An 18,872-nucleotide genomic window follows, 5' to 3' on the forward strand; every position below is an offset into this window, starting at 1 on the left:
AGAGCCCCGTGACCGCTCCCCGAGGTGCCGCGCCCCAGCGGACCTTCAGATCCGTCGCCCCCGTCATAGCCCTGTGCTGGCTCGTCGTCTTCTTCGACGGCATGGACGTCAACATCTACGGCGCCGTGATGCCGCACCTCATCGATGACAAGGACTTCGGCTTCACCACGTCGACCGCCGGCACCATCGGCTCCTGGACCACCTTCGGCATGCTGATCGGCGCACTCGGCTGCGGCACGCTCACCGACTGGATCGGCCGCAAGCCGATGGTCACGGGCAGCGTCGCGCTGTTCTCCCTGGGCTCCGCGGTCTGCGCGCTCGCGCCCACCGCCGCCGTCTTCGGAGGCGGCCGGTTCATCGCCGGGCTCGGGCTCGGCGGTCTGATGCCGATCAGCCTCGCGATCGTCGCCGAGTTCGCGCCGCCGCGCAGGGCCGCGCTCGCCACCGGCCTGATGATGACCTCGTACCACGCGGGCGGCATGGCGGCCACGGGCCTCGGGCTCTGGCTCGGGCCCGACCACGGCTGGCGCGTCGTCTTCTGGGCTGGCGTCATCCCCGCGGCCGTCGCCATCCCCCTCGTGCTGAAGTGGCTGCCCGAATCGCCCGGCGTGCTGCTCGCCAAGGGGCGCACGAGCGAGGCCGAGGCCGTCGCCGCCCGGTACCTGCTGCCGTCCCCGACGCTCGCCGAAGCCCCCGAGGCGGGCGCCAAGGGCCGCTTCGCCGCCGTCGCCTCGCTCTTCGCCCCCGGGCAGCGCTTCGCGACCCCGCTCCTGTGGCTGGCTTCCTTCGCCGGTCTGCTCCTGGTCTACGGGGTCTCCACCTGGCTCCCCGAGCTGATGCGCGCCTCCGGCTACTCCCTCTCCTCCTCCGTCACCTTTCTCATGGTGATCAACGCGGGCGGCATCGTCGGCATGCTGGTCGCGGGGCGGATGGCGGACAGGTTCGGCGCCGTGCGGATCTCCGCGATCTGGTTCCTGCTCACCGCCTGCGGCGCGTTCCTGCTCAAGGCGGAGCTGCCGCTCGGTGTCGCTTACGTGATCGTCTTCGTCACCGGCATCTGGCTCTTCTCGGCGCAGGTGATGGTCTACGCCTCGGCCCCGTCCGTCTACACCCCCGCCCAGCGCGCCACCGGGCTCGGCTGGATCACCGGCGTCGGGCGCACCGGCGCGGTCGTCGGGCCGTGGCTGGGAGGCGCCGTCGTCTCGGGCGGAAACGCGTCCCTCGGATTCACCACCTTCGCGGTGGCCGCCGTACTCGGAGCCGTCGCGATCTCGCTGGTGCCACTCGTCCGGCGCAGCCGCCGCACCCCGGCCGACGAGGGAGTATCGCCCGCCGCACCGGGAACAGAGAGCACTGGGCCGAACGTTCTTGGTCACAAGGAGGGAAAGATCCTCCCCAAGCACTAGGGTCTTCCTTTTGCCTACGCATTACTCTTGAGCCAAAGCCACACACGGTGGCCATGGAGGAGTGAAATGAGGAGCAGTAACCCGGTCTTCTCGCGACGGGGGTTCAGCCGCGACAACGGCTACGCGGGCTTCGGCACGCAGCCGCAGGCCGGGGGACCCGCCGTCGGTACGCAGACCCAGCAGGGCAACCCGTACGCGGGTGCCGGTCAGCAGGCGCCCACCAATCCGTACGCGACCAACCCGTACGCCCAGCAGGACCTGCAGCACGGCGCCCCCCAGGCGCCCGTAACCACCGCAGGCCGCATGACGATGGACGACGTCGTCCTGCGTACGGCCACCACGCTCGGCACGCTCCTGGTCACGGCGGCGCTCGCCTGGGCCCTGCTGCCGGTGGACGACGCCAACATCAGCAAGTCGTACGGCATCGCGATCGGCGCAGGCCTCGTCGCGATGGTGCTCGGCCTGGTGCAGGCCTTCAAGCGCAAGGCTTCGCCCGCGCTGATCCTGGCGTACGCCGCCCTGGAGGGTGTCTTCCTGGGTGTCGTCTCCAGCGTCGTCGACAACCGCATCGCGGACGGCGCGGCCATGCAGGCCGTGCTCGGCACGATGGCCGTCTTCGCCGGTGTCCTGATCGCCTACAAGGCGGGCTGGATCCGCGTCAACCGTCGCTTCTACGGCTTCGTGATGGCCGCGGCGATGGGCTTCCTGCTGCTTACCGCCGTGAACCTGCTGTTCATGGTCTTCGGCGGCGGTGACGGCCTCGGCTTCCGCAGCGGCGGCCTCGGCATCGTCTTCGGCATCGTCGGCATCCTGCTCGGCGCGTGCTTCCTGGCCCTGGACTTCAAGCAGGTCGAGGACGGCATCGCGTACGGCGCGCCGAAGGAAGAGGCCTGGCTCGCGGCGTTCGGTCTGACGATGACGCTCGTCTGGATCTACCTCGAGTTCCTGCGTCTGATCGCCATCCTGCAGGGCAACGACTGACGCGCCCGACTCAACGGAGGGCCTCGCGGAACGCACGTTCCGCGGGGCCCTTCGCCGTTGTGCGTGAGTTGGGTGTGAGGGGGACAGAGGGAGTCAGCGCAGCTTGCGCGCGGCCCGGCGCAAGTCGTACTCGTGAATGATTGCCTTGGCGTGCCCATAAGCCAGGTTGTGCTCCGCGCGGAGCCAGCTGACCTTCTCCTCGAAGCGGAAGAGAGAAGGGCCTTCGTCCACGGCGCGGATCCAGTCGGAGATCTCACGACCGGTGCAGTGGGGGATTCGGGCGATCAGGTTGCGGTGGGTCTCCTCGGAGAAGACTTGTGACATCGGCGCCTCCGGACGCGTCGCGATGTGTTCCGTCCTTCACGCCACCGTGCCTGAGCGTTCGGGCGTTGGCAACAGTCCCGCCCGGGCGCATAAGGTCGCCGGGTGCTTGATACGACGCCTTTGACGGCCGCAGTGGACCAATTCGCCGACCGCTTGCGGGCCGCCCCGCAGAGCCGCCTGCAGCGGGGGGCGGCGGCCGAGGCGCTCGCTCTGGCCAGGGAACTGGCGGCGTGGGCGCAGCGGATCGAGGTGCCGGACGCGGAGCCGCGGGAGATGCCGGACGCCGGGATGTTCGCGGCGGCCGACCAGATCACGGTGGCGGGGCGGGATTTGGCCCTTGTGCTCGACGACGAGGGTCAGCTCGCGGAGGCGCTGACGCTCGTGGAGAAGGCGCAGAAGCGCGCCGGGGTGTGACGGGGTGTGGGCCGACCCCGGCGGATGGCCGGGGCCGCTTCGGCGGGACCGGGGCTCAGACCGACGCGATGACGCGGTCGGCGAGGATGTAGACGTTCTCGGTGCCGCACTCGAAGGTCAGCGCGTAGGCGCCGGAGACTCCGGAGCCGCCGAGCAGGACCGGGGTGTGGCCGTCGCGCAGGGCGTCGGCGAGCAGCTCCGCGGTCTCGCGGTGGCCCGGCGTCATGCAGAGCGTGGTGCCGTCGGCGAAGACGTAGACGTCCAGCGTGCCGAGCGGGCCCGGGCGGACGTCGGCGAGCGCCGTGCGGGCGTCGGCCAGTTCCTCAAGACAGGCGACGGTGCGCTCGTGGTCGCCGTTGACGGGCGACTGGACCGGCACGAAGTCCGGGTGCGAGGGGTGGCGGCGGCGGGCCGCGGCCAGCTCGGGGGAGTCGCCCGCGAACTCGTCGACCGGGTCCCCGTACGGCTCGATGACCGGCTCCAGGCTGTCCGACTCCAGGCCGGCGAGGTCCGCCTGGCGGGGCAGGAACAGCTCGTCGGCCATGTCGGAGAGGCCGGGCAGGCCGCTCAGCAGGGAGGGCGCGTCCGAGGCGTCACGGGCTTCCTGGGCGGCCCAGAAGGCCCGCGCCTCGGCCAGCTCGCGCTCCCGCTCCTCGGCGAGGGCCTCGGCGACGGCCGTGCGTATCTCGTCGGTGTCCGCGGTGGTGCGGGCGGCGGGCACGGTGGCGTGCGCGGTCGCCGAGTGGCTCTGGGCCAGCTCGGTGCGCAGGGCGGTGATTTCGGCAAGCTGCTTCCGCAGCCCGTGCACGGCGTGCAGGGCGGCGGCACCCACGGCCGTGGCAGCGGCCGTGGAGAGCAGCAAGGCAATAGGCAGAGCGCTCACTGACGTACTCCCGGTTTCAAGTCGACCCCCGACTTCCTACATCAGCTTGAAGCCTGCACGATCCACCTGTCAGTGCATTACGTCACGAAATGGACAGGTCTTTCGGCCCGGTGTTTATCCACAGATGGGCTCTGAGCTGGGCATATGCATCTCCCCCAGGAGATAGGTCACATCCTGGGGGAGATTGAGTCACGAATCAATGGAGACGTGAGGGATTCGCGGGGGTCAGAGGGTCAGCTGAGGCGCTCGATGACCATGGCCATGCCCTGGCCGCCGCCGACGCACATCGTCTCCAGACCGAACTGCTTGTCGTGGAACTGGAGGCTGTTGATGAGGGTGCCGGTGATGCGGGCGCCGGTCATGCCGAAGGGGTGGCCCACGGCGATGGCGCCGCCGTTCACGTTCAGCTTGTCGAGCGGGATGTTCAGGTCGCGGTAGGAGGGGATCACCTGGGCGGCGAAGGCCTCGTTGATCTCGAAGAGGTCGATGTCGTCGACGGTGAGACCGGCGCGCTTGAGGGCCTGCTTCGACGCCTCGACCGGGCCGAGGCCCATGATCTCGGGGGAGAGACCGGTGACGCCGGTGGAGACGATGCGGGCCAGCGGGGTCAGGCCGAGCTCGCGGGCCTTGGTGTCGCTCATGATCACGAGGGCGGCGGCGCCGTCGTTGAGCGGGCAGCAGTTGCCCGCGGTGACGAGGCCGTCGGGGCGGAAGACGGGCTTGAGGCCCTCGACGCCTTCGAGGGTGACGCCGGCGCGGGGGCCGTCGTCCTTGCTGACGACGGTGCCGTCAGGGGTGGTCACCGGGGTGATCTCCCGCTCCCAGAAGCCGTTCTTGATGGCTTCCTCGGCGAGGTTCTGGGAGCGGACGCCGAACTCGTCCATGTCCTTGCGGGTGACGCCCTTGGCGCGGGCCAGGTTCTCGGCGGTCTGCCCCATCGCGATGTAGGCGTCCGGGATCAGGCCGTCCTCGCGGGGGTCGTGCCAGGTGGAGCCCTCGGTCTTGGACACGGCCTCGGTACGGGCCTCGGCGTCGGCGAAGAGGGGGTTGTGCGTGTCCGGCAGCCCGTCGCTGGACCCCTTCACGCTCCGCGACACCATCTCCACACCGGCGGAGATGAAGACGTCGCCCTCCCCGGCCTTGATGGCGTGCAGGGCCATGCGGGAGGTCTGCAGGGAGGAGGAGCAGTACCGGGTGATGGTGCAGCCCGGCAGGTGGTCCATGCCCATCTGTACGGCGACGATGCGGCCGAGGTTGTGCCCCTGCTCGCCACCCGGCAGACCACAGCCGAGCATCAGGTCGTCGATGAGCTTCGGGTCGAGCTCGGGGACCTTGGCGAGGGCGGCCTCGATGATGGTGGCGGTCAGGTCGTCGGGGCGCAGGTCCTTCAGGGAGCCCTTGAAGGCGCGGCCGATCGGGGTGCGGGCGGCGGAGACGATCACGGCTTCGGGCATCACGGAACTCCTGGGGCGAGGGGGCAGGACTCCTTGGGAAGTTACCTGCACGTATTGCCATAGGTCATCGGCCGGGGACTGTGATGCGGACCGCATTTTTCTAAGCGCTTGCTCAGCCTGGCGGGGTCGCCTTGGGGGACTGGTGCGCCGCCGGGTGTCCCCATGCGGGGTGGGCACCCTGCCCGCCGCGAAGCGGCGGGACAGTGTGCGGCGGCCCGCAGCGCCCCACCGGCCCGGTGGCGGGCCGGGGCCCCGCCCGCCACCCCCGCAGGGCTACTGCGGCAGCGGAGACGGGTCCGGGGTGTGGTGGATTCGGCGGCGGCGCCGGCGTTTGATGAGGGCCCAGGGGCCTCGCGGACCCGTGGGCATCGCGGCCGCCACCTCCGTGCCCCCCTCCGACGCGGCCTGCGCGGCAGCCCGCGCCACCGGCAGGAAGCCTTCGCGCCGCGACACGTCGGGGCGCTCCTCCTCCGGCCACAGGCCCAGCGCGGCGCACAGCGTCGGCAACACCGCCATCGCCGCGGTCGCGTACCCCTCCGCGGAGGGGTGGTAGTTGTCGGGACCGAACAGCTCCCGGGGGTTCGCCAGGAACTCGGGGCCGAGCAGATCCCCGAGCGAGACCGTGCGGCCACCCTGCTCCACCACCCCGATCGTCTGCGCGGCGGCAAGCTGGCGCGAGACCCGGCGGGCCATCCACCGCAGGGGCTGGTAGACGTTCTCCACCGTCCCCAGATCGGGGCAGGTCCCGACCACCACCTCCGCGCCCGCCGTCCGCAGCCTCCGTACCGCCGCCGACAGAAGGCGTACGGACCGCGTCGCCGGCATCCGGTGCGTCACGTCGTTCGCGCCGATCATCACGACGCAGACGTCCGGCGCCCAGGACGAGAGGTCGGAGAGGAGCAGCGTCACCTGGCGGTCGAGGTCGTCCGACTGGGCCCCCGGCAGCGCCACGTTCCGCAGCTCCACCGGCCGCTCCGCCACCGCGGCGAGCCCCGCCGCGAGCAGCGCGGCGGGAGTCTGCCTGGCCCGGTACACACCCTGCCCCGCCGCCGTCGAATCGCCGAGCATCGCGAACCGCAGGGGCTCCGCCCCGTCCTGCCGGTCCGCGTAACCCCAGCCGTACCGCCCGTCCGCCCGCGGTGGAGCCGGATGCTCCCCGCTGTTCCCGACGGACCGCTTCGCCAGCTGGACCTCCGCGAGGACCACTCCCAGGGCCGCCGCTCCGAGCAGCCCGATACCTCCGCCGCCGTAAGCCGCGCCCGCCGCGATCCGCCGCGCCACCCTCGCCCTCGACATGCCCTGCAGCCACCTCCTCGTACCGCCCTACATCAACTCATTGCCCCGTAAGGACGGTCGGCCAATCGCAAGCGGAGGTGAACGACTGAACGGGACCCTTAGGCTGACGACACCCATTCGTCGCACTACATCGCAGCCCGGAGACAACGGTGCAATTCCACGACTCGATGATCAGTCTCGTCGGCAACACCCCGCTGGTGAGGCTCAACAACGTGACCACGGGCATTCAGGCGACCGTCCTGGCCAAGGTCGAGTACTTCAATCCCGGCGGTTCCGTGAAGGACCGCATCGCGCTGCGCATGATCGAGGCGGCCGAGCAGAGCGGAGAGCTGAAGCCCGGCGGCACCATCGTCGAGCCCACCTCCGGCAACACCGGGGTGGGCCTCGCCATCGTGGCCCAGCAGAAGGGCTACAAGTGCATCTTCGTGTGCCCGGACAAGGTGTCGCTCGACAAGATCAACGTCCTGCGGGCGTACGGCGCCGACGTGGTCGTCTGCCCCACCGCGGTCGACCCCGAGCACCCGGACTCGTACTACAACGTCTCCGACCGCCTCGTGCGCGAGACGCCCGGCGCCTGGAAGCCCGACCAGTACAGCAACCCGAACAATCCCCTCTCCCACTACCACTCCACCGGCCCTGAGCTGTGGGAGCAGACGGAAGGGAAGATCACCCATTTCGTGGCGGGCATCGGGACCGGCGGCACCATCTCCGGGACGGGCGGGTACCTGAAGGAGATCTCCGAGGGGGGCGTGACGATCGTCGGCGCCGACCCCGAGGGGTCCGTGTACTCCGGGGGCTCCGGGCGCCCCTACCTCGTCGAGGGAGTCGGCGAGGACTTCTGGCCGACGGCGTACGACCGGAACGTGACCGACGAGATCATCGCCGTGTCCGACAAGGACTCCTTCCAGATGACGCGGCGGCTCGCGAAGGAGGAGGGGCTGCTCGTCGGCGGCTCCTGCGGGATGGCCGTCGTGGCCGCGCTGCGCGTCGCGGAGCGGCTCGGACCCGACGACGTCGTGGTCGTGCTGCTGCCCGACTCCGGGCGCGGCTACATGAGCAAGATCTTCAGCGACGAGTGGATGAACGACTACGGATTCCTGGAGCAGGCGGGCGACGCGCCTCGCGTCGGTGACGTACTGCGCCGCAAGGAGGGTGGCGAGCTGCCCTCACTCGTCCACATGCACCCGGAGGAGACGGTCGGCGAGGCCATCGAGGTACTGCGGGAGTACGGCGTCTCGCAGATGCCCATCGTCAAGCCGGGCGCGGGCCACCCGGACGTGATGGCCGCGGAGGTCATCGGTTCCGTCGTCGAACGCGAGCTCCTGGACGCCCTGTTCGCGCAGCGCGCCTCGCTCGGCGACCCGCTGGAGAAGCACATGTCGGACCCGCTGCCGCAGGTCGGTTCCGGCGAACCGGTCGCCGACCTGATGTCGGTGCTCGGCAGGGCCGACGCGGCGATCGTCCTGGTCGAGGGCAAGCCGACCGGTGTGGTGAGCCGTCAGGACCTGCTGGCCTTCCTCGCGGAGCAGCAGGGCCAGTAGCCGCGGCGGCGTGCCGTGGAGCCGTGGGACGAACTTCGCGGAAGTGGTACGAGCGCGACACGTCCGCGCAGCACCCGCTTAACACGCCTGCGGCACATTGGTGGTTGTCGGCGTACAGGAACTCCGGAGCGGCTCCCGGACCTCTGAACGCCCGGACGTGGGCCCGGTCCTGACCCGGCCCAGGTCCCTCGCGGGGACCGCCGTCGTCCCGCCCCCTGGGAAACCGGGGGTGCGGCGGTCCCCGCGCACGAACTTCGTATACGGGAACGCTGCCGGCGGCCCCGGCTTCTCAGTCGTCCCACTCCGACTTCCGGTCGCGGTTCTTGCCGCGGCCGAAGTTCATGCCCCGCATCGAATGCACCGCGTTCACGCCGACGATGCCGCCCCAGGTGACGAACAGGCCCGGCAGGTCCGCGTTGACCACGCCGATCGCCGAGAGGGGGACCGCGAGGATCAGCGAGACGATGCCGAACCCGAAGCGCTCGCCCCAGGAGTCCACGGGGCTGTTCGGCGCGCGGGACCCGCGGGCGACGACCATCTGCTGCTCGGCCATGTGCCGGCGCATCCGCCGGTCGATGGTGCCGTCCAGGCGCTGCTCGACCTTCTCGAGGAACGAGTCGACCAGCGCGGACTCATACTCTTCGCCCAGCTCTTTGCGCGCGTGCAAAGAGGCGTCGAGTTCCTTCTTCAGTTCGGCGTCTCGGGCTTCCATAGTCTTTTACGTTACGCAGCGGACGAGGCCCTGACAGTGGGGCTATCCCCCCTTTCCGCGGGGATGTGCGACGTGTCGCGGCGGGCGAGCAGCCAGTACAGGACCGCCGGGACCACGAGGCCCACGATCCACGAGATGTCCGCGCCGCCCAGCGGCTCCACCAGGGGGCCCGTGTAGAAGTGCGTGACCAGGAAGGGGAGTTGAGCGAGCAGGCCGATTCCGTAGACCGTCAGCGCGTCCCAGCGCCACGCACCGTAGCGGCCGTGCGGGTCCGAGAGCGCCGGGATGTCGTAGCGCTCCTTGGAGATCAGGTAGTAGTCGACCAGGTTGATCGCGGACCACGGCGTGAAGAACGTCAGGAGGAAGAGAAGGAAGTCTTTGAAGGACGTCAGGAAGCTGTCCTTGCCGAGCAGCGCCACCACCGTGCCCGCGACCATGATCAGCGCGATGTACGCCGTCCTGCCGCGCGGTGACAGCGTCTTCTGGCCGCGGAATCCGCTGATGCTGGTCACCATCGACATGAAGCCGCCGTAGGTGTTGAGCACGTTGATGGTCAGCTTGCCCAGCGCGATCACGAAGTACAGGAACGACGCGATCAGGCCCGTGCCGCCCAGGCCGACCACGTATCCGACCTGGTTGGCGAGGAACGCCTCGCCCGCGCTCGCCGCCACGAGCACGCCGAACGTCATCGACCACTGCGAGCCGAGCGCCGACCCCGAAAGCGTCCACCAGAAGGTGGCCCGCCCCGACGTCGTACGCGGCAGATAGCGCGAGTAGTCCGCGACGTACGGGCCGAAGGCGAGCTGCCAGGACGCCGAGAGGGACACCGCGAGCAGGAACATCGGCAGGTCGAAGTGCGCGTCGTTCAGGAGCGCCGAGAGGTCCACGCGGTCCAGGAGGCGGATGCCCAGGTAGACGAAGGCGAGCGCGCAGATCACGCTCGCCACCCGGCCGAGGACGTGGATCACGCGGTAGCCGACCGCCGCCACCACGGCCGTGACCACCGCGAAGACGATGATGCCGGTGGTGTCGTTCGTGTGCGTGAGCTGAGCCGTGGCCTGTCCGGCCAGGACGCTGCCGCTCGCGAAGAAGCCGACGTACATGAGGATGACCAGGAGGAGCGGTACGACGGCTCCCCGCACCCCGAACTGGGCGCGCGACTGGATCATCTGCGGCAGGCCCAGCTTCGGGCCCTGCGCCGAGTGCAGGGCCATCACCGCCCCGCCGAGCAGATTGCCGAGCAGCAGGCCGACCACCGACCACACCACGTCGCCGCCGAAGACGACGGCGAGCGCGCCGGTGACGACCGCGGTGATCTGGAGGTTGGCGCCGAGCCAGAGGGTGAACTGGCTGAACGCGGTGCCGTGCCGTTCGTCGTCGGGGACGACGTCGATGGAGCGCCGCTCCACGAGAGTGTCTGCCATGATCCGGTGAACTCCCTGCTGCTGGTAGGCCGTTGCGCTGCTGGTGGGCTACTTCTTCTTGATCCCGTGCCGCGCCGCCCAGTCGTTCGCGACGTCCTCGGGGTCCTTCTTGTCCTTGTCCACCAGGCGGTTGAGCTCGGTGAGTTCCTTGGTCGTCAGCGCGTTGCCCAGGCGCGCGAGCGCCTTGCGGACCGTCGAGTCGGCCTTGCGGTCGGCGATGAGCGGGACGACGTGCTGGCCGGGGATCAGGTTCTTGGGGTCGGTGAGCACGACCCACTTCTCGGCGACGATGTCCGTGTCGGTGGTGAAGAGGTTCGCCACGTCGACGTCGCCCTTCTTCAGGGCGCCCTTGACCAGCGGCCCCGAGGAGTCCAGCGACTTGAACTCCTTGAACTCGACGCCGTACACGTCCTTGAGGCCCACCGAGCCCACCGTGCGCTTCTTGACCTCGGGCGCGGCGCCGATGACGAGCTTGCCGTTGTGCTTCGCGAGGTCCGCGAGGGTCTTGAGGCCGTACTTGTCGGCGGTCTCCCGGGTGACGGCGAAGGCGTCGGAGTCCTCGGCCTTGCCGTAGGGCAGGATCTGCAGGCCGCGCGGCAGGACCATGGCGAGGGCGTTCTGCATCTCGCCCTCCTCGGTGGCCTTCGCCTTGGTGTCGAGGTAGTGCAGGAGGGCGCCCTGGTACTCGGGCAGCAGGTCGATGTCCCCGCCCTTGAGCGCGGGGATGAGGATCTCGCGGGTGCCGAGGTTGGGGCGGACGGTCGTCTTGATGCCTTCCGCCTGAAGCGCGGCGGCGTAGAGGTAGCCGAGTACCTGGTTCTCGGTGAAGTTGGCGGTGCCGATGGTGACGCCGTCCTTGCTGGAGCCACCGCCTCCGCCGCCGGCGCCTCCCCCGTCGAGGGAGGTGATGCCGCCGCTGCACGCGGCGAGCGCGGGGACGGACGCGGCGGCGAAGAGTCCGCCGAGGAGGGTCCTGCGGTTCATGGGGGCGATCTGGGGTGCTCCTAGGCCGACTTGGCGGGGCGGGTGGGGGTACCACCCATGCCCTTAAGGCGATGGGGGAGGAAGAGGGCGCGCTGCAGTGCGGAGAGCGCGAGGTCGAGGACGACGGCGACGACCGCGACGAGCACGGCACCGCCGAGCACCTGCACGAGGTCACGCTGGGCGAGCCCGTCGAAGACGTACCGGCCCAGCCCGCCGAAGGAGACGTACGCGGCGATGGTGGCCGTCGCGACGACCTGGATCAGCGCGAGCCGGAGGCCGGTCATGATCAGGGGCATGGCGAGGGGCAGTTCGACCTGGAAGAGGACCTGGTGCCAGCGCATGCCCTGGCCGCGCGCGGCGTCCCGCACCTCGGGATCGACGGCGGTCATCCCCGCGTAGGTGTTGGTGACGATGGAGGGGACGGCGAGCGCCACGAGGGCGATGTAGACGGGCCACATGGACAGGCCGCTCGCCAGGAAGACCAGCACGACGAGGCCGACCGTGGGCAGCGCGCGCCCGAAGCTGGAGAGGTTGATGGCGAGGAACGCGCCGCGCCCGGTGTGCCCGATGAGCAGCCCGATCGGCAGCGCGATCGCGGCGGCGATCAGGGTCGCGAGCAGCGAGTACTGGAGGTGCTCGGCGAGGCGGTGTCCGATGCCGTCGGGCCCGGCCCACTGCTCGCCGCTGACCAGCCAGGCGCCGAGGTCCTTGAAGAGTTCGTACATGTCACGCGCTCCTCTTGCGGCGGGTCCAGGGGGTCAGGACGTACTGGAGGGTGACGAGGAGTGCGTCCGCGACCAGCGCGAGGAGCAGGGTCAGGACGACGCCGACGATGACGGGGGTGGGGAAGTTGCGCTGGAACCCGTCCGTGAAGAGCTGGCCGAGGCCGCCGTCGCCGATGTAGGTCGCCACGGAGACGAGGGAGATCGCCATGACCGTCGCGATCCGTACGCCCGCCATGATCACCGGGAGCGCGAGGGGGAGTTCGACGGTCAGGAGGGTGCGCAGGGGGCGGGTGCCCATGGCCTTCGCGGCTTCCTTCGTCTTCGCCGGGACGGAGTCCAGACCCTCGACGGTGTTCCGCAGGAGCACGACGAGCGTGTAGATCGTCAGGCCGATGACGGTGGTGGTGCGGGTGAGCCCGCTGACCGGCAGGAGCAGCACGAAGATCGCGATGGAGGGGATGGTGAACAGGACGTTCGACAGGCCGAGGAGCATTCCGCGCAAGGGGCGCACGCGGTGGGCGAGGACGGCCAGGGGGAGCGAGATGAGGAGGCCGAGGAGTACGGCGGTGAGGGCGGCCTGGAGGTGGGAGAGGGTGAGGGTGGTGAGGTCGTCGGTATGGTCGGCTATCCACGACCAGTCGACGGTCACGCTGTGCGCTTTGCGGTAGCGGGGGCAGGGGTCGTTTCCGTGGGTTTTCCGTCGGGACCGCCGTCCTGGGCTGCTCGCGCAGTTCCCCGCGCCCCTTCGGGGGCGCTGCTCTCCCGGCCCTGTGCGTGTGCCGTGCCCGCGTGCTCATGGATGTCGTCCCGCGACGTCACGCCGGTGAGGGTGCCCTCCGCGTCGACCCGGGCCACCAGGCCGCTCGGGGCGGCTATCGACTCGTTCAGGGCCGAAAGCAGCGAGTCCGTGTCGCGCAGCGGTCGCACGGGGACGTCCGCCGCGTCGCCGTCCTTGTGCCGCCACGAGACCGGCGCTCCCGCCCCGTCGAGTCGCAGCGTCCAGGCGCCGCCCTCGGGGGCCGGGGCCTGCGGGACGTCCGCGAGCCCCGTCAGGGAGAGCAGCTTCAGGCCGCGCTCGGCGCCCAGGAAGTCCGCGACGAAGTCGTCCGCGGGGCGGGCCAGGAGCTCGGCCGGGCTCGCGCACTGGACGAGGTGGCCGCCGGTGCGGAAGACGGCTATGCGGTCGCCGAGCCGGACGGCCTCGTCGATGTCGTGCGTGACGAAGACGATGGTCTTGTTCAACTCCCGCTGCAGGCGCAGGAGTTCGTCCTGGAGCTGGGTGCGGACCACGGGGTCCACCGCGCCGAACGGTTCGTCCATCAGGAGCACCGGCGGGTCCGCGGCAAGCGCGCGCGCCACGCCCACGCGCTGCTGCTGGCCGCCCGAGAGCTGGTGCGGGTAGCGCTTCCCGGCGTCGGCGGTGAGGCCGACCGTCTCCAGGAGCTCGGCCGCCCGCGCCCGCGCCTTCTTGCGGCCCCAGCCGAGCAGCAGCGGCACCGTCGCGATGTTGTCCAGGACGGTGCGGTGCGGGAAGAGCCCGGACTGCTGGATCACGTAACCGATGGAGCGGCGCAGTTCGGCGGCGTCCTGTTCCAGGACGTCCTTGCCGTTCACCCGGATCGTCCCGGAGGTCGGATCGACCATCCGGTTGATCATGCGGAGCGTGGTCGTCTTGCCGCAACCGGAAGATCCGACGAGGACGGTCACGCCCCCTTCCGGCATCTCGAGGCTGAGGTCGTGGACCGCGGTGGTGCCGTTCGGGAAGCGCTTGTGGACCGTATCGAATTGGATCATGAGGAGTCCCTTGCCCGGCTGTATATCGTCATGCAGAGTTCTCGTTGACTGAATAGATTGTCAATAGCTTGTCCACGCCCCGACGTAAATCACTGGTGACAAGTGGTCGCAGGGCAAGACTGAGCGTCCGGTTGAGGAGGAATGGCGAGTGATGTCGTCTCGTATCGCGGACAGGGCGACCGACGCCAGTGACTCGGTCGTCGTCCTGGACGGCCGGGGACTGATGGTCGCAGATGTCGTACGTATGGCCGAATCCACCGCAAAGCCCGTACCCGGAACGGACGGCATGAAGCGGGTGGAGCTCTCGTGGAACGCCGCGCGGGAGATCGCCTCCTGGGGCCGCGTCTACGGCCGCTCCACCGGAGTGGGCGCCAACCGGAATGAGTCCGTGCCGACCGAGGCGGCCGCCGACCACGGTCTGCGGCTGCTGCGCAGCCATGCCGGGGCGATCGGTGAGGAGCTGCCCGCGCGGCAGGTGCGCGCGATGCTCGCGGTCCGCGCCAACCAACTCCTCGCGGGCGGCGCGGGCCTGCGCCCGACCGTCGTCACGGCGCTCTGCCAGGCCCTGGAGACGGGCGCCTACCCCAAGGTCAACGAATTCGGCTCGGTCGGCACGGGCGACATCGCCGCGCTCGCGCAGATGGGCCTCGCGCTCGCGGGCGAGCACCCCTGGCAGGGGCCGGGAGCCGCCCCCGAGCCGCAGCCCCTCGACAACAACGACGCGCTCGCCCTGATCAGCAGCAACGCCCTGACCCTCGGCCAGTCCGCGCTCGCCCTGCACGAACTGCGCGGCCTGATCGCGGCCACACAGGTGGTGGCGGCGCTGACCCTGATGGCGGTCGACGGCTCGTACGAGGCGTACGCGCTGCCCGTGCACGAGGCGCGGCGCCACTCCGGTTCGTACGCGGTCGCCGAGCGGATGCGGCAGATCCTCGGCGCCCCCGACCGCCCCACACCGCCCCTCGGCCGCATCCAGGACCCGTACGGCCTGCGCTGCGTGCCGCAGATCCACGGGCCGGCGCACGACGCGGCGGACGCCCTCGAGGACGTCCTCACGGTGGAGCTCAACGCGGCCGCCGAGAACCCGCTGATCTCGGCCGACGACATGGCGGCCTACCACCACGGTGGCTTCTATCTGGCCCAACTCGCCCTTTCCCTGGACCACTTCAGGCTCGCGGTGACACAGGCGGCGCGCCTCTCCACGTCCCGCCTCTCCACCCTGAACGAACCGGGCTTCACCCGCCTGCGCCCCTTCCTCGCGGACGGCGAACCGGCGTCGTCGGGCGTGATGATCCTGGAGTACGCGGCCGGCGCGGCCCTCGGTGACCTGCGGGCCTTCTCCGCGCCCGCCTCGCTGGGCCACGCGGTGCTCTCCCGCGGCGTCGAGGAGCAGGCCAGCTTCGCCTCGCTCGCGGCGCGCCAGACGCTGCGGGCGTGCGCGGCGTACCGCCTGGTCGTCGGCTGCGAACTGGTCGCCGCGACAAGGGCGTTGAGGCAGCGGGACATGCGCCTCGACCCGGAGCTTCCCGTCGGGCGGGCCTTCGCGCTCGCGGACTCCGTGCTCGACGCGGAACTGGCCGACCGGCCGTTGACGGATGATGTGACGGCGGCGGCCGGGCTGCTCGACCGGTTCACGGAGCTGTGGTCAAACCTGGGTGAGAGTCAGGGTGTTGTGAGGGGAACGGTATGAGTGACAGTCCTGCGGCGCGGCTGCAAGTGCTCTTCGAGGGGCACCGGCTCACGCCCACCCAGCGGCGCATCGCGCACTGCATGGTGCGGCGGGCGGCGGACGTCCCCTTCCTCTCCAGCGTCGAACTGGCGGAGCTCGCCGGGGTCAGCCAGCCCTCGGTGACCCGCTTCGCGGTGGCGCTCGGCTTCGACGGCTATCCGGCGCTGCGCAGGCACCTGCGGGAACTGGCACCCGCGGAGGCGGCGGGCGGCGACTCGCTCAACGAGTACCAGCAGGCGGTCGAGGCGGAGATCGCGAACCTGCGGCACCTCGCGGAGGTGCTCGCCGACCCCGCGCCGGTCGAGCGCGCCGGGCGGCTCCTCGCCTCGTCCCGACCGCTCCCGGTCCTCGGCCTGCGGGCGGCCGCGTCCCAGGCGTACGGCTTCTCGTACTTCGCGGCGAAGGTCCACCCCGACGTACGCCTCCTCGACGAGGGCGGCACGATGCTGGCCGACCGGATCGACGCGGCGGTGCGGGCGGGCGCGACGGCGCTCCTGTGCTTCGCGCTGCCGAGGCACCCGCGGGAGGTGGTGGACGCCCTCGCCCACGCCCAGGGTGCGGGCCTCTCCGTGGTGACGGTGGCCGACTCGGCGTTCGCCCCCGTGGCCGCGCACTCCGACCTCCTCCTCCCGGCGGCGGTCGGCACGGGCCTCGCCTTCGACACGGCCTGCGCGCCGATGCTCCTGGGCCGCGTACTCCTGGAGGCCATGTGTGACGGCCTCCCGGACGCCCAGGCACGCCTTGAGGAGTTCGACGCGGGGGCGGCGGCGCGGGGTCTTTTCGTGGAGTGAGGCGCACGCACGGCGGACCGGGCCACAAGGCCCGGTCCGCCGCTTCCCGTGTCCGTGGCTCAGACGTCCAGGTTCGCCTCGATGCGTTTGAGCTGGTGCCTGGCCATGGCCAGGTTGGCCCGCTTCTGGTCGAGGGCCACGTAGAGGAAGAGCCCGTTGTTGTTGCGCCCCTTGATCAGCCGGATCAGGTGGTACTGGCTGCTGAGCGTGATCAGGATGTCCTCGATCTCGTCCTTGAGGTCCAAGAGCTCCATCGTGCGCAGCTTGGCGCGCACCACGTCGGTGTTGCCCGCCGCGGCGACGGCCAGGTCCAGATCCTTTCCGCCGCCGATGGTGCCGAGGGCCATGCCGCTCGTGTAGTCGACCAGGGCCGCGCCGAGGACCCCCTCGATCGAGGTGGTGACTTCCTTGAGCGATGTCTCTGTGTTGGCCATGAATTTCGCACTTCCTTTCCGTCTGGCAGGTGTCCGAGATGAAGGGGACGACGAGGGTGTGGTGGGGGACATGGGTCAGGTTTCCTCCGCTCGTTCGACGGCGGCGTCGACCAGCTCTCCGATGAGCACGCTCGAACGACGGCCCTCCAAGTGCAGCCGGCCCACGTTGACTCGGGACTCGGCGAGCAGGGTGAGCACCGCGGACGAGCCGGCCGTGTACGTGGCCACGTAGCCGCCCTCCCCGCGGATGAGCAGTTCGCGGAAGCCGCCCTGATGCGTCGCGTCGGAGAGCCGCAGGGCCACTCCGAGCGCCGCGGCGGTGAGCGCGCAGAGGCCCTCCGGTTCGACGTCCGGCGCGTCCTGAGCGAGGACGAAGCCGTCGACGCTGGCCGTCAGGGCGCCCTTGAGCTGAGGAATCCTGGTCCGCAGCCGTTTCAGTTCGACGAGTACGTCGGCTTCGGCAGCCATCAGCTCTCTCCTCCCGGCGCGCTTCCAGAGCGCGAAAAACTTCATGGGCACGGGGGCCAAGTCCCTTGAGCGGCACGGACATTCACAGGCTCGCCTCCAGCGCGTCACGGACCCGGCGCAGCAGGGCGACGTCCGGCTCGTCGTGGTCCTCGCGGGCCGGGGCGGGAAGCATCGGCAGGGCCTGGCCGGTCGCTCGCGGTGGCTCCACGAGCCCGGCCGCGGCGAGCCGCCTGACCTCGATCAGGGTGTGGAAGGACGGCCGCCCGAGCGCCCAGGCGATGGCCGTCGGCGTACGGACACCGTCGGCGAGCCGCAGCAGCGCGTCCTGACGCCCGGTGACCGTCTGGCCGGGCGCGGGCGGGCGCGCCACGACGGGGGAGGTGTCCAGTTCGGGGCAGGGCCAGACGCTGTCCAGGAGGGCGCGGCGCCGCCGGGTCTCCCGCTCCACGGCCTCGGCCGCCACCGGGCGCACCCGGCCGAGCCAGTGCGCGACGCCGTAACGGAACCGGGTGGGTCCGCTCGCCGGGCCGAGGACGAAGAACGCGGCGTCGAACAGCGCGCCGATATGGCAGACCTCCAGCTCGCCCGCGGTGACCCGGCCGCTGTCGATCAGCTGCCGCCCCACCTCGTTGCGGGTCCCCGCCAGCGAGAGGGCCTCCTGCCAGCCCTGCGGGGGCAGCGCCCCGCCGGCCGTGAGCAGGACGTCTATGCCCGGCGCCGCGGGGCTCTCCGCGTGCACGACGCGGCCCTCGACGAGGTAGAGGGTGCCCTGGTCGCGCAGCAGCGCACCGGTCGCCCGCTCGTCGGCGAGCCGCATCAGCATGGGTGAGGTGGCGGCCGCCGTGATGCGCATGGCGCTCACACCAGCACCAGGCGCTCGGAGAGTTCGCGCAGCCGCATGCGGGCGAGCGCGAGATTTCCGGTGTGCCGGTCGAGCCAGAGATAGAGGAAAACGCTGCTGTCGAAGGTCGTCTCGACGAAGCGGATCAGATGGAACCCGGTCCTCGTGGTGAGCATGAGGTCCTCGACGGGAAGCCCCTTGCGCTCGTCGTCCCGCCCCGTGTCCAGCGTGTCGTCCCTGGGCGCGAACGCCTGATACTCGGCCGCGGACCGCGCCACCTCCGCGGTCTCGGTCGCGGTCGCCTCGTGGTCGCCGCCGGGAGGATCGCCGACCGAACCGAGGGCGAGCCCGCTGGTCCAGTCGACGATCGCCGCGCCGCGCGCACCAGGCAGTGTCATCGCTTCGAGCAGACACTCGTCGATTCCGGGCACGCGGCTCCCCTTCCCCAGGGTTGAACCGGGTGGCCCCTACCACCCGACCGGGGGCTCAGCGCCGCCCGGTGTGAGGAAGGTACGCAGAAGTGGTGGAGAGTCCTGGGAAATGGGCACTTTCCAGGGGAACATGCCCGACCTCGACGGGATCAGTACGAGGTGGGGTCAGGGCAGGCCCGAGCTTGACCGAAAGTATCGGCCTAGCGACCGGGCCGCACCCCTCCTCCCCGCCGCGCTTGT

20 protein-coding genes are annotated in these 18,872 nt (G+C 70.6%); 6 read left to right on the forward strand and 14 right to left on the reverse strand.

Going from position 1 to position 18,872, the window contains the following annotated elements; all coding sequences use genetic code 11:
* Window positions 1-8 precede the first annotated feature (8 nt).
* Together ACWFRU_RS35320 and ACWFRU_RS35325 are read left to right on the forward strand one after the other, a co-directional pair.
* A complete protein-coding gene (locus ACWFRU_RS35320) occupies window positions 9-1,406 on the forward strand; it encodes an MFS transporter (RefSeq protein ID WP_453692185.1) in 1,398 nt (465 codons plus the stop codon).
* A 66-nt stretch (window positions 1,407-1,472) separates the two neighbouring features.
* Complete coding sequence (locus ACWFRU_RS35325) at window positions 1,473-2,387, forward strand: Bax inhibitor-1/YccA family protein (protein WP_365821220.1); 915 nt, start codon at window positions 1,473-1,475, stop codon at window positions 2,385-2,387.
* A 93-nt stretch (window positions 2,388-2,480) separates the two neighbouring features.
* Here the strand turns inward: ACWFRU_RS35325 and ACWFRU_RS35330 are convergent, their stop codons facing one another.
* On the reverse strand, window positions 2,481-2,711 hold the full coding sequence (locus tag ACWFRU_RS35330; RefSeq protein WP_453449067.1) for a DUF4287 domain-containing protein: 231 nt from the start codon (window positions 2,709-2,711) through the stop codon (window positions 2,481-2,483).
* Window positions 2,712-2,843: 132 nt separating this feature from the next.
* On the opposite strand from ACWFRU_RS35330, the gene ACWFRU_RS35335 reads away from it, so the two are divergent.
* Window positions 2,844-3,125: a hypothetical protein gene (locus tag ACWFRU_RS35335; protein ID WP_453692254.1), complete on the forward strand. Its 282-nt coding sequence runs from the start codon at window positions 2,844-2,846 to the stop codon at window positions 3,123-3,125.
* Between the two features lie 55 nt (window positions 3,126-3,180).
* Here the strand turns inward: ACWFRU_RS35335 and ACWFRU_RS35340 are convergent, their stop codons facing one another.
* The 3 genes from ACWFRU_RS35340 to ACWFRU_RS35350 all read right to left on the reverse strand — a co-directional run bounded on the left by ACWFRU_RS35340 (window position 3,181) and on the right by ACWFRU_RS35350 (window position 6,743).
* Window positions 3,181-4,008, reverse strand: coding sequence for a hypothetical protein (locus ACWFRU_RS35340; RefSeq protein ID WP_453692186.1), 828 nt, complete (start codon window positions 4,006-4,008; stop codon window positions 3,181-3,183).
* Window positions 4,009-4,241: 233 nt separating this feature from the next.
* On the reverse strand, window positions 4,242-5,462 hold the full coding sequence (locus ACWFRU_RS35345) for an acetyl-CoA C-acetyltransferase (protein ID WP_453692187.1): 1,221 nt from the start codon (window positions 5,460-5,462) through the stop codon (window positions 4,242-4,244).
* A 273-nt stretch (window positions 5,463-5,735) separates the two neighbouring features.
* The gene (locus tag ACWFRU_RS35350) at window positions 5,736-6,743 is read right to left on the reverse strand and encodes an SGNH/GDSL hydrolase family protein (protein ID WP_453692255.1); all 1,008 of its coding nucleotides are present in this window, start codon (window positions 6,741-6,743) and stop codon (window positions 5,736-5,738) included.
* A 164-nt stretch (window positions 6,744-6,907) separates the two neighbouring features.
* Here ACWFRU_RS35350 and ACWFRU_RS35355 point away from each other — a divergent pair, with 164 nt between their 5' ends.
* Window positions 6,908-8,299 (forward strand): cystathionine beta-synthase, encoded by a 1,392-nt coding sequence (locus tag ACWFRU_RS35355; protein WP_453692188.1) that lies wholly within the window; start codon window positions 6,908-6,910, stop codon window positions 8,297-8,299.
* A gap of 289 nt (window positions 8,300-8,588) precedes the next feature.
* Here ACWFRU_RS35355 and ACWFRU_RS35360 read toward each other — a convergent pair whose 3' ends face one another.
* The 6 genes from ACWFRU_RS35360 to ACWFRU_RS35385 are packed head-to-tail and all read right to left on the reverse strand — an operon-like array spanning window position 8,589 to window position 13,938.
* Window positions 8,589-9,011, reverse strand: coding sequence for a hypothetical protein (locus tag ACWFRU_RS35360; protein ID WP_453692189.1), 423 nt, complete (start codon window positions 9,009-9,011; stop codon window positions 8,589-8,591).
* Between the two features lie 11 nt (window positions 9,012-9,022).
* Window positions 9,023-10,435, reverse strand: a complete 1,413-nt coding sequence (locus ACWFRU_RS35365) for a purine-cytosine permease family protein (protein WP_453692190.1) — start codon at window positions 10,433-10,435, stop codon at window positions 9,023-9,025.
* 48 nt (window positions 10,436-10,483) lie between these two features.
* Window positions 10,484-11,419, reverse strand: coding sequence for an ABC transporter substrate-binding protein (locus ACWFRU_RS35370; protein WP_453692191.1), 936 nt, complete (start codon window positions 11,417-11,419; stop codon window positions 10,484-10,486).
* Between the two features lie 20 nt (window positions 11,420-11,439).
* The gene (locus ACWFRU_RS35375; protein WP_453692192.1) at window positions 11,440-12,144 is read right to left on the reverse strand and encodes an ABC transporter permease; all 705 of its coding nucleotides are present in this window, start codon (window positions 12,142-12,144) and stop codon (window positions 11,440-11,442) included.
* 1 nt (window position 12,145) lies between these two features.
* A complete protein-coding gene (locus tag ACWFRU_RS35380; RefSeq protein ID WP_453692193.1) occupies window positions 12,146-12,793 on the reverse strand; it encodes an ABC transporter permease in 648 nt (215 codons plus the stop codon).
* Window positions 12,790-13,938, reverse strand: coding sequence for an ABC transporter ATP-binding protein (locus ACWFRU_RS35385; protein ID WP_453692194.1), 1,149 nt, complete (start codon window positions 13,936-13,938; stop codon window positions 12,790-12,792). The genes ACWFRU_RS35380 and ACWFRU_RS35385 overlap by 4 nt, the downstream gene beginning before the upstream one ends.
* Window positions 13,939-14,089: 151 nt before the next feature.
* Between ACWFRU_RS35385 and ACWFRU_RS35390 the strand changes: the two genes are divergently transcribed.
* A complete protein-coding gene (locus ACWFRU_RS35390; protein WP_453692195.1) occupies window positions 14,090-15,628 on the forward strand; it encodes an aromatic amino acid ammonia-lyase in 1,539 nt (512 codons plus the stop codon).
* Window positions 15,625-16,458 (forward strand): MurR/RpiR family transcriptional regulator, encoded by an 834-nt coding sequence (locus ACWFRU_RS35395; protein WP_453692196.1) that lies wholly within the window; start codon window positions 15,625-15,627, stop codon window positions 16,456-16,458. Before ACWFRU_RS35390 ends, ACWFRU_RS35395 begins: the two co-directional genes overlap by 4 nt.
* Window positions 16,459-16,517: 59 nt before the next feature.
* Here ACWFRU_RS35395 and ACWFRU_RS35400 read toward each other — a convergent pair whose 3' ends face one another.
* From ACWFRU_RS35400 to ACWFRU_RS35415, 4 genes are all read right to left on the reverse strand, one after another.
* The gene (locus ACWFRU_RS35400) at window positions 16,518-16,892 is read right to left on the reverse strand and encodes a hypothetical protein (RefSeq protein WP_453692197.1); all 375 of its coding nucleotides are present in this window, start codon (window positions 16,890-16,892) and stop codon (window positions 16,518-16,520) included.
* Window positions 16,893-16,967: 75 nt separating this feature from the next.
* Window positions 16,968-17,360 (reverse strand): roadblock/LC7 domain-containing protein, encoded by a 393-nt coding sequence (locus ACWFRU_RS35405; protein WP_363211634.1) that lies wholly within the window; start codon window positions 17,358-17,360, stop codon window positions 16,968-16,970.
* Between the two features lie 82 nt (window positions 17,361-17,442).
* Window positions 17,443-18,213, reverse strand: coding sequence for a transcriptional regulator (locus ACWFRU_RS35410; RefSeq protein ID WP_453692256.1), 771 nt, complete (start codon window positions 18,211-18,213; stop codon window positions 17,443-17,445).
* Window positions 18,214-18,218: 5 nt separating this feature from the next.
* A complete protein-coding gene (locus ACWFRU_RS35415; protein ID WP_453692198.1) occupies window positions 18,219-18,632 on the reverse strand; it encodes a hypothetical protein in 414 nt (137 codons plus the stop codon).
* Window positions 18,633-18,872 lie beyond the last annotated feature (240 nt).

The organism is Streptomyces sp. NPDC055099, from assembly GCF_053607685.1.

Bases quoted from the DNA above. Each gene is read 5' to 3' on its own strand.
- ACWFRU_RS35325 (WP_365821220.1), top strand. From the start codon at position 1,473: ATGAGGAGCAGTAACCCGGTCTTCTCGCGACGGGGGTTCAGCCGCGAC.
- ACWFRU_RS35330 (WP_453449067.1), bottom strand. From the start codon at position 2,711: ATGTCACAAGTCTTCTCCGAGGAGACCCACCGCAACCTGATCGCCCGA.
- ACWFRU_RS35345 (WP_453692187.1), bottom strand. From the start codon at position 5,462: ATGCCCGAAGCCGTGATCGTCTCCGCCGCCCGCACCCCGATCGGCCGC.
- ACWFRU_RS35360 (WP_453692189.1), bottom strand. From the start codon at position 9,011: ATGGAAGCCCGAGACGCCGAACTGAAGAAGGAACTCGACGCCTCTTTG.
- ACWFRU_RS35365 (WP_453692190.1), bottom strand. From the start codon at position 10,435: ATGGCAGACACTCTCGTGGAGCGGCGCTCCATCGACGTCGTCCCCGAC.
- ACWFRU_RS35370 (WP_453692191.1), bottom strand. From the start codon at position 11,419: ATGAACCGCAGGACCCTCCTCGGCGGACTCTTCGCCGCCGCGTCCGTC.
- ACWFRU_RS35375 (WP_453692192.1), bottom strand. From the start codon at position 12,144: ATGTACGAACTCTTCAAGGACCTCGGCGCCTGGCTGGTCAGCGGCGAG.
- ACWFRU_RS35385 (WP_453692194.1), bottom strand. From the start codon at position 13,938: ATGATCCAATTCGATACGGTCCACAAGCGCTTCCCGAACGGCACCACC.
- ACWFRU_RS35390 (WP_453692195.1), top strand. From the start codon at position 14,090: ATGTCGTCTCGTATCGCGGACAGGGCGACCGACGCCAGTGACTCGGTC.
- ACWFRU_RS35395 (WP_453692196.1), top strand. From the start codon at position 15,625: ATGAGTGACAGTCCTGCGGCGCGGCTGCAAGTGCTCTTCGAGGGGCAC.
- ACWFRU_RS35400 (WP_453692197.1), bottom strand. From the start codon at position 16,892: ATGGCCAACACAGAGACATCGCTCAAGGAAGTCACCACCTCGATCGAG.
- ACWFRU_RS35405 (WP_363211634.1), bottom strand. From the start codon at position 17,360: ATGGCTGCCGAAGCCGACGTACTCGTCGAACTGAAACGGCTGCGGACC.
- ACWFRU_RS35410 (WP_453692256.1), bottom strand. From the start codon at position 18,213: ATGCGCATCACGGCGGCCGCCACCTCACCCATGCTGATGCGGCTCGCC.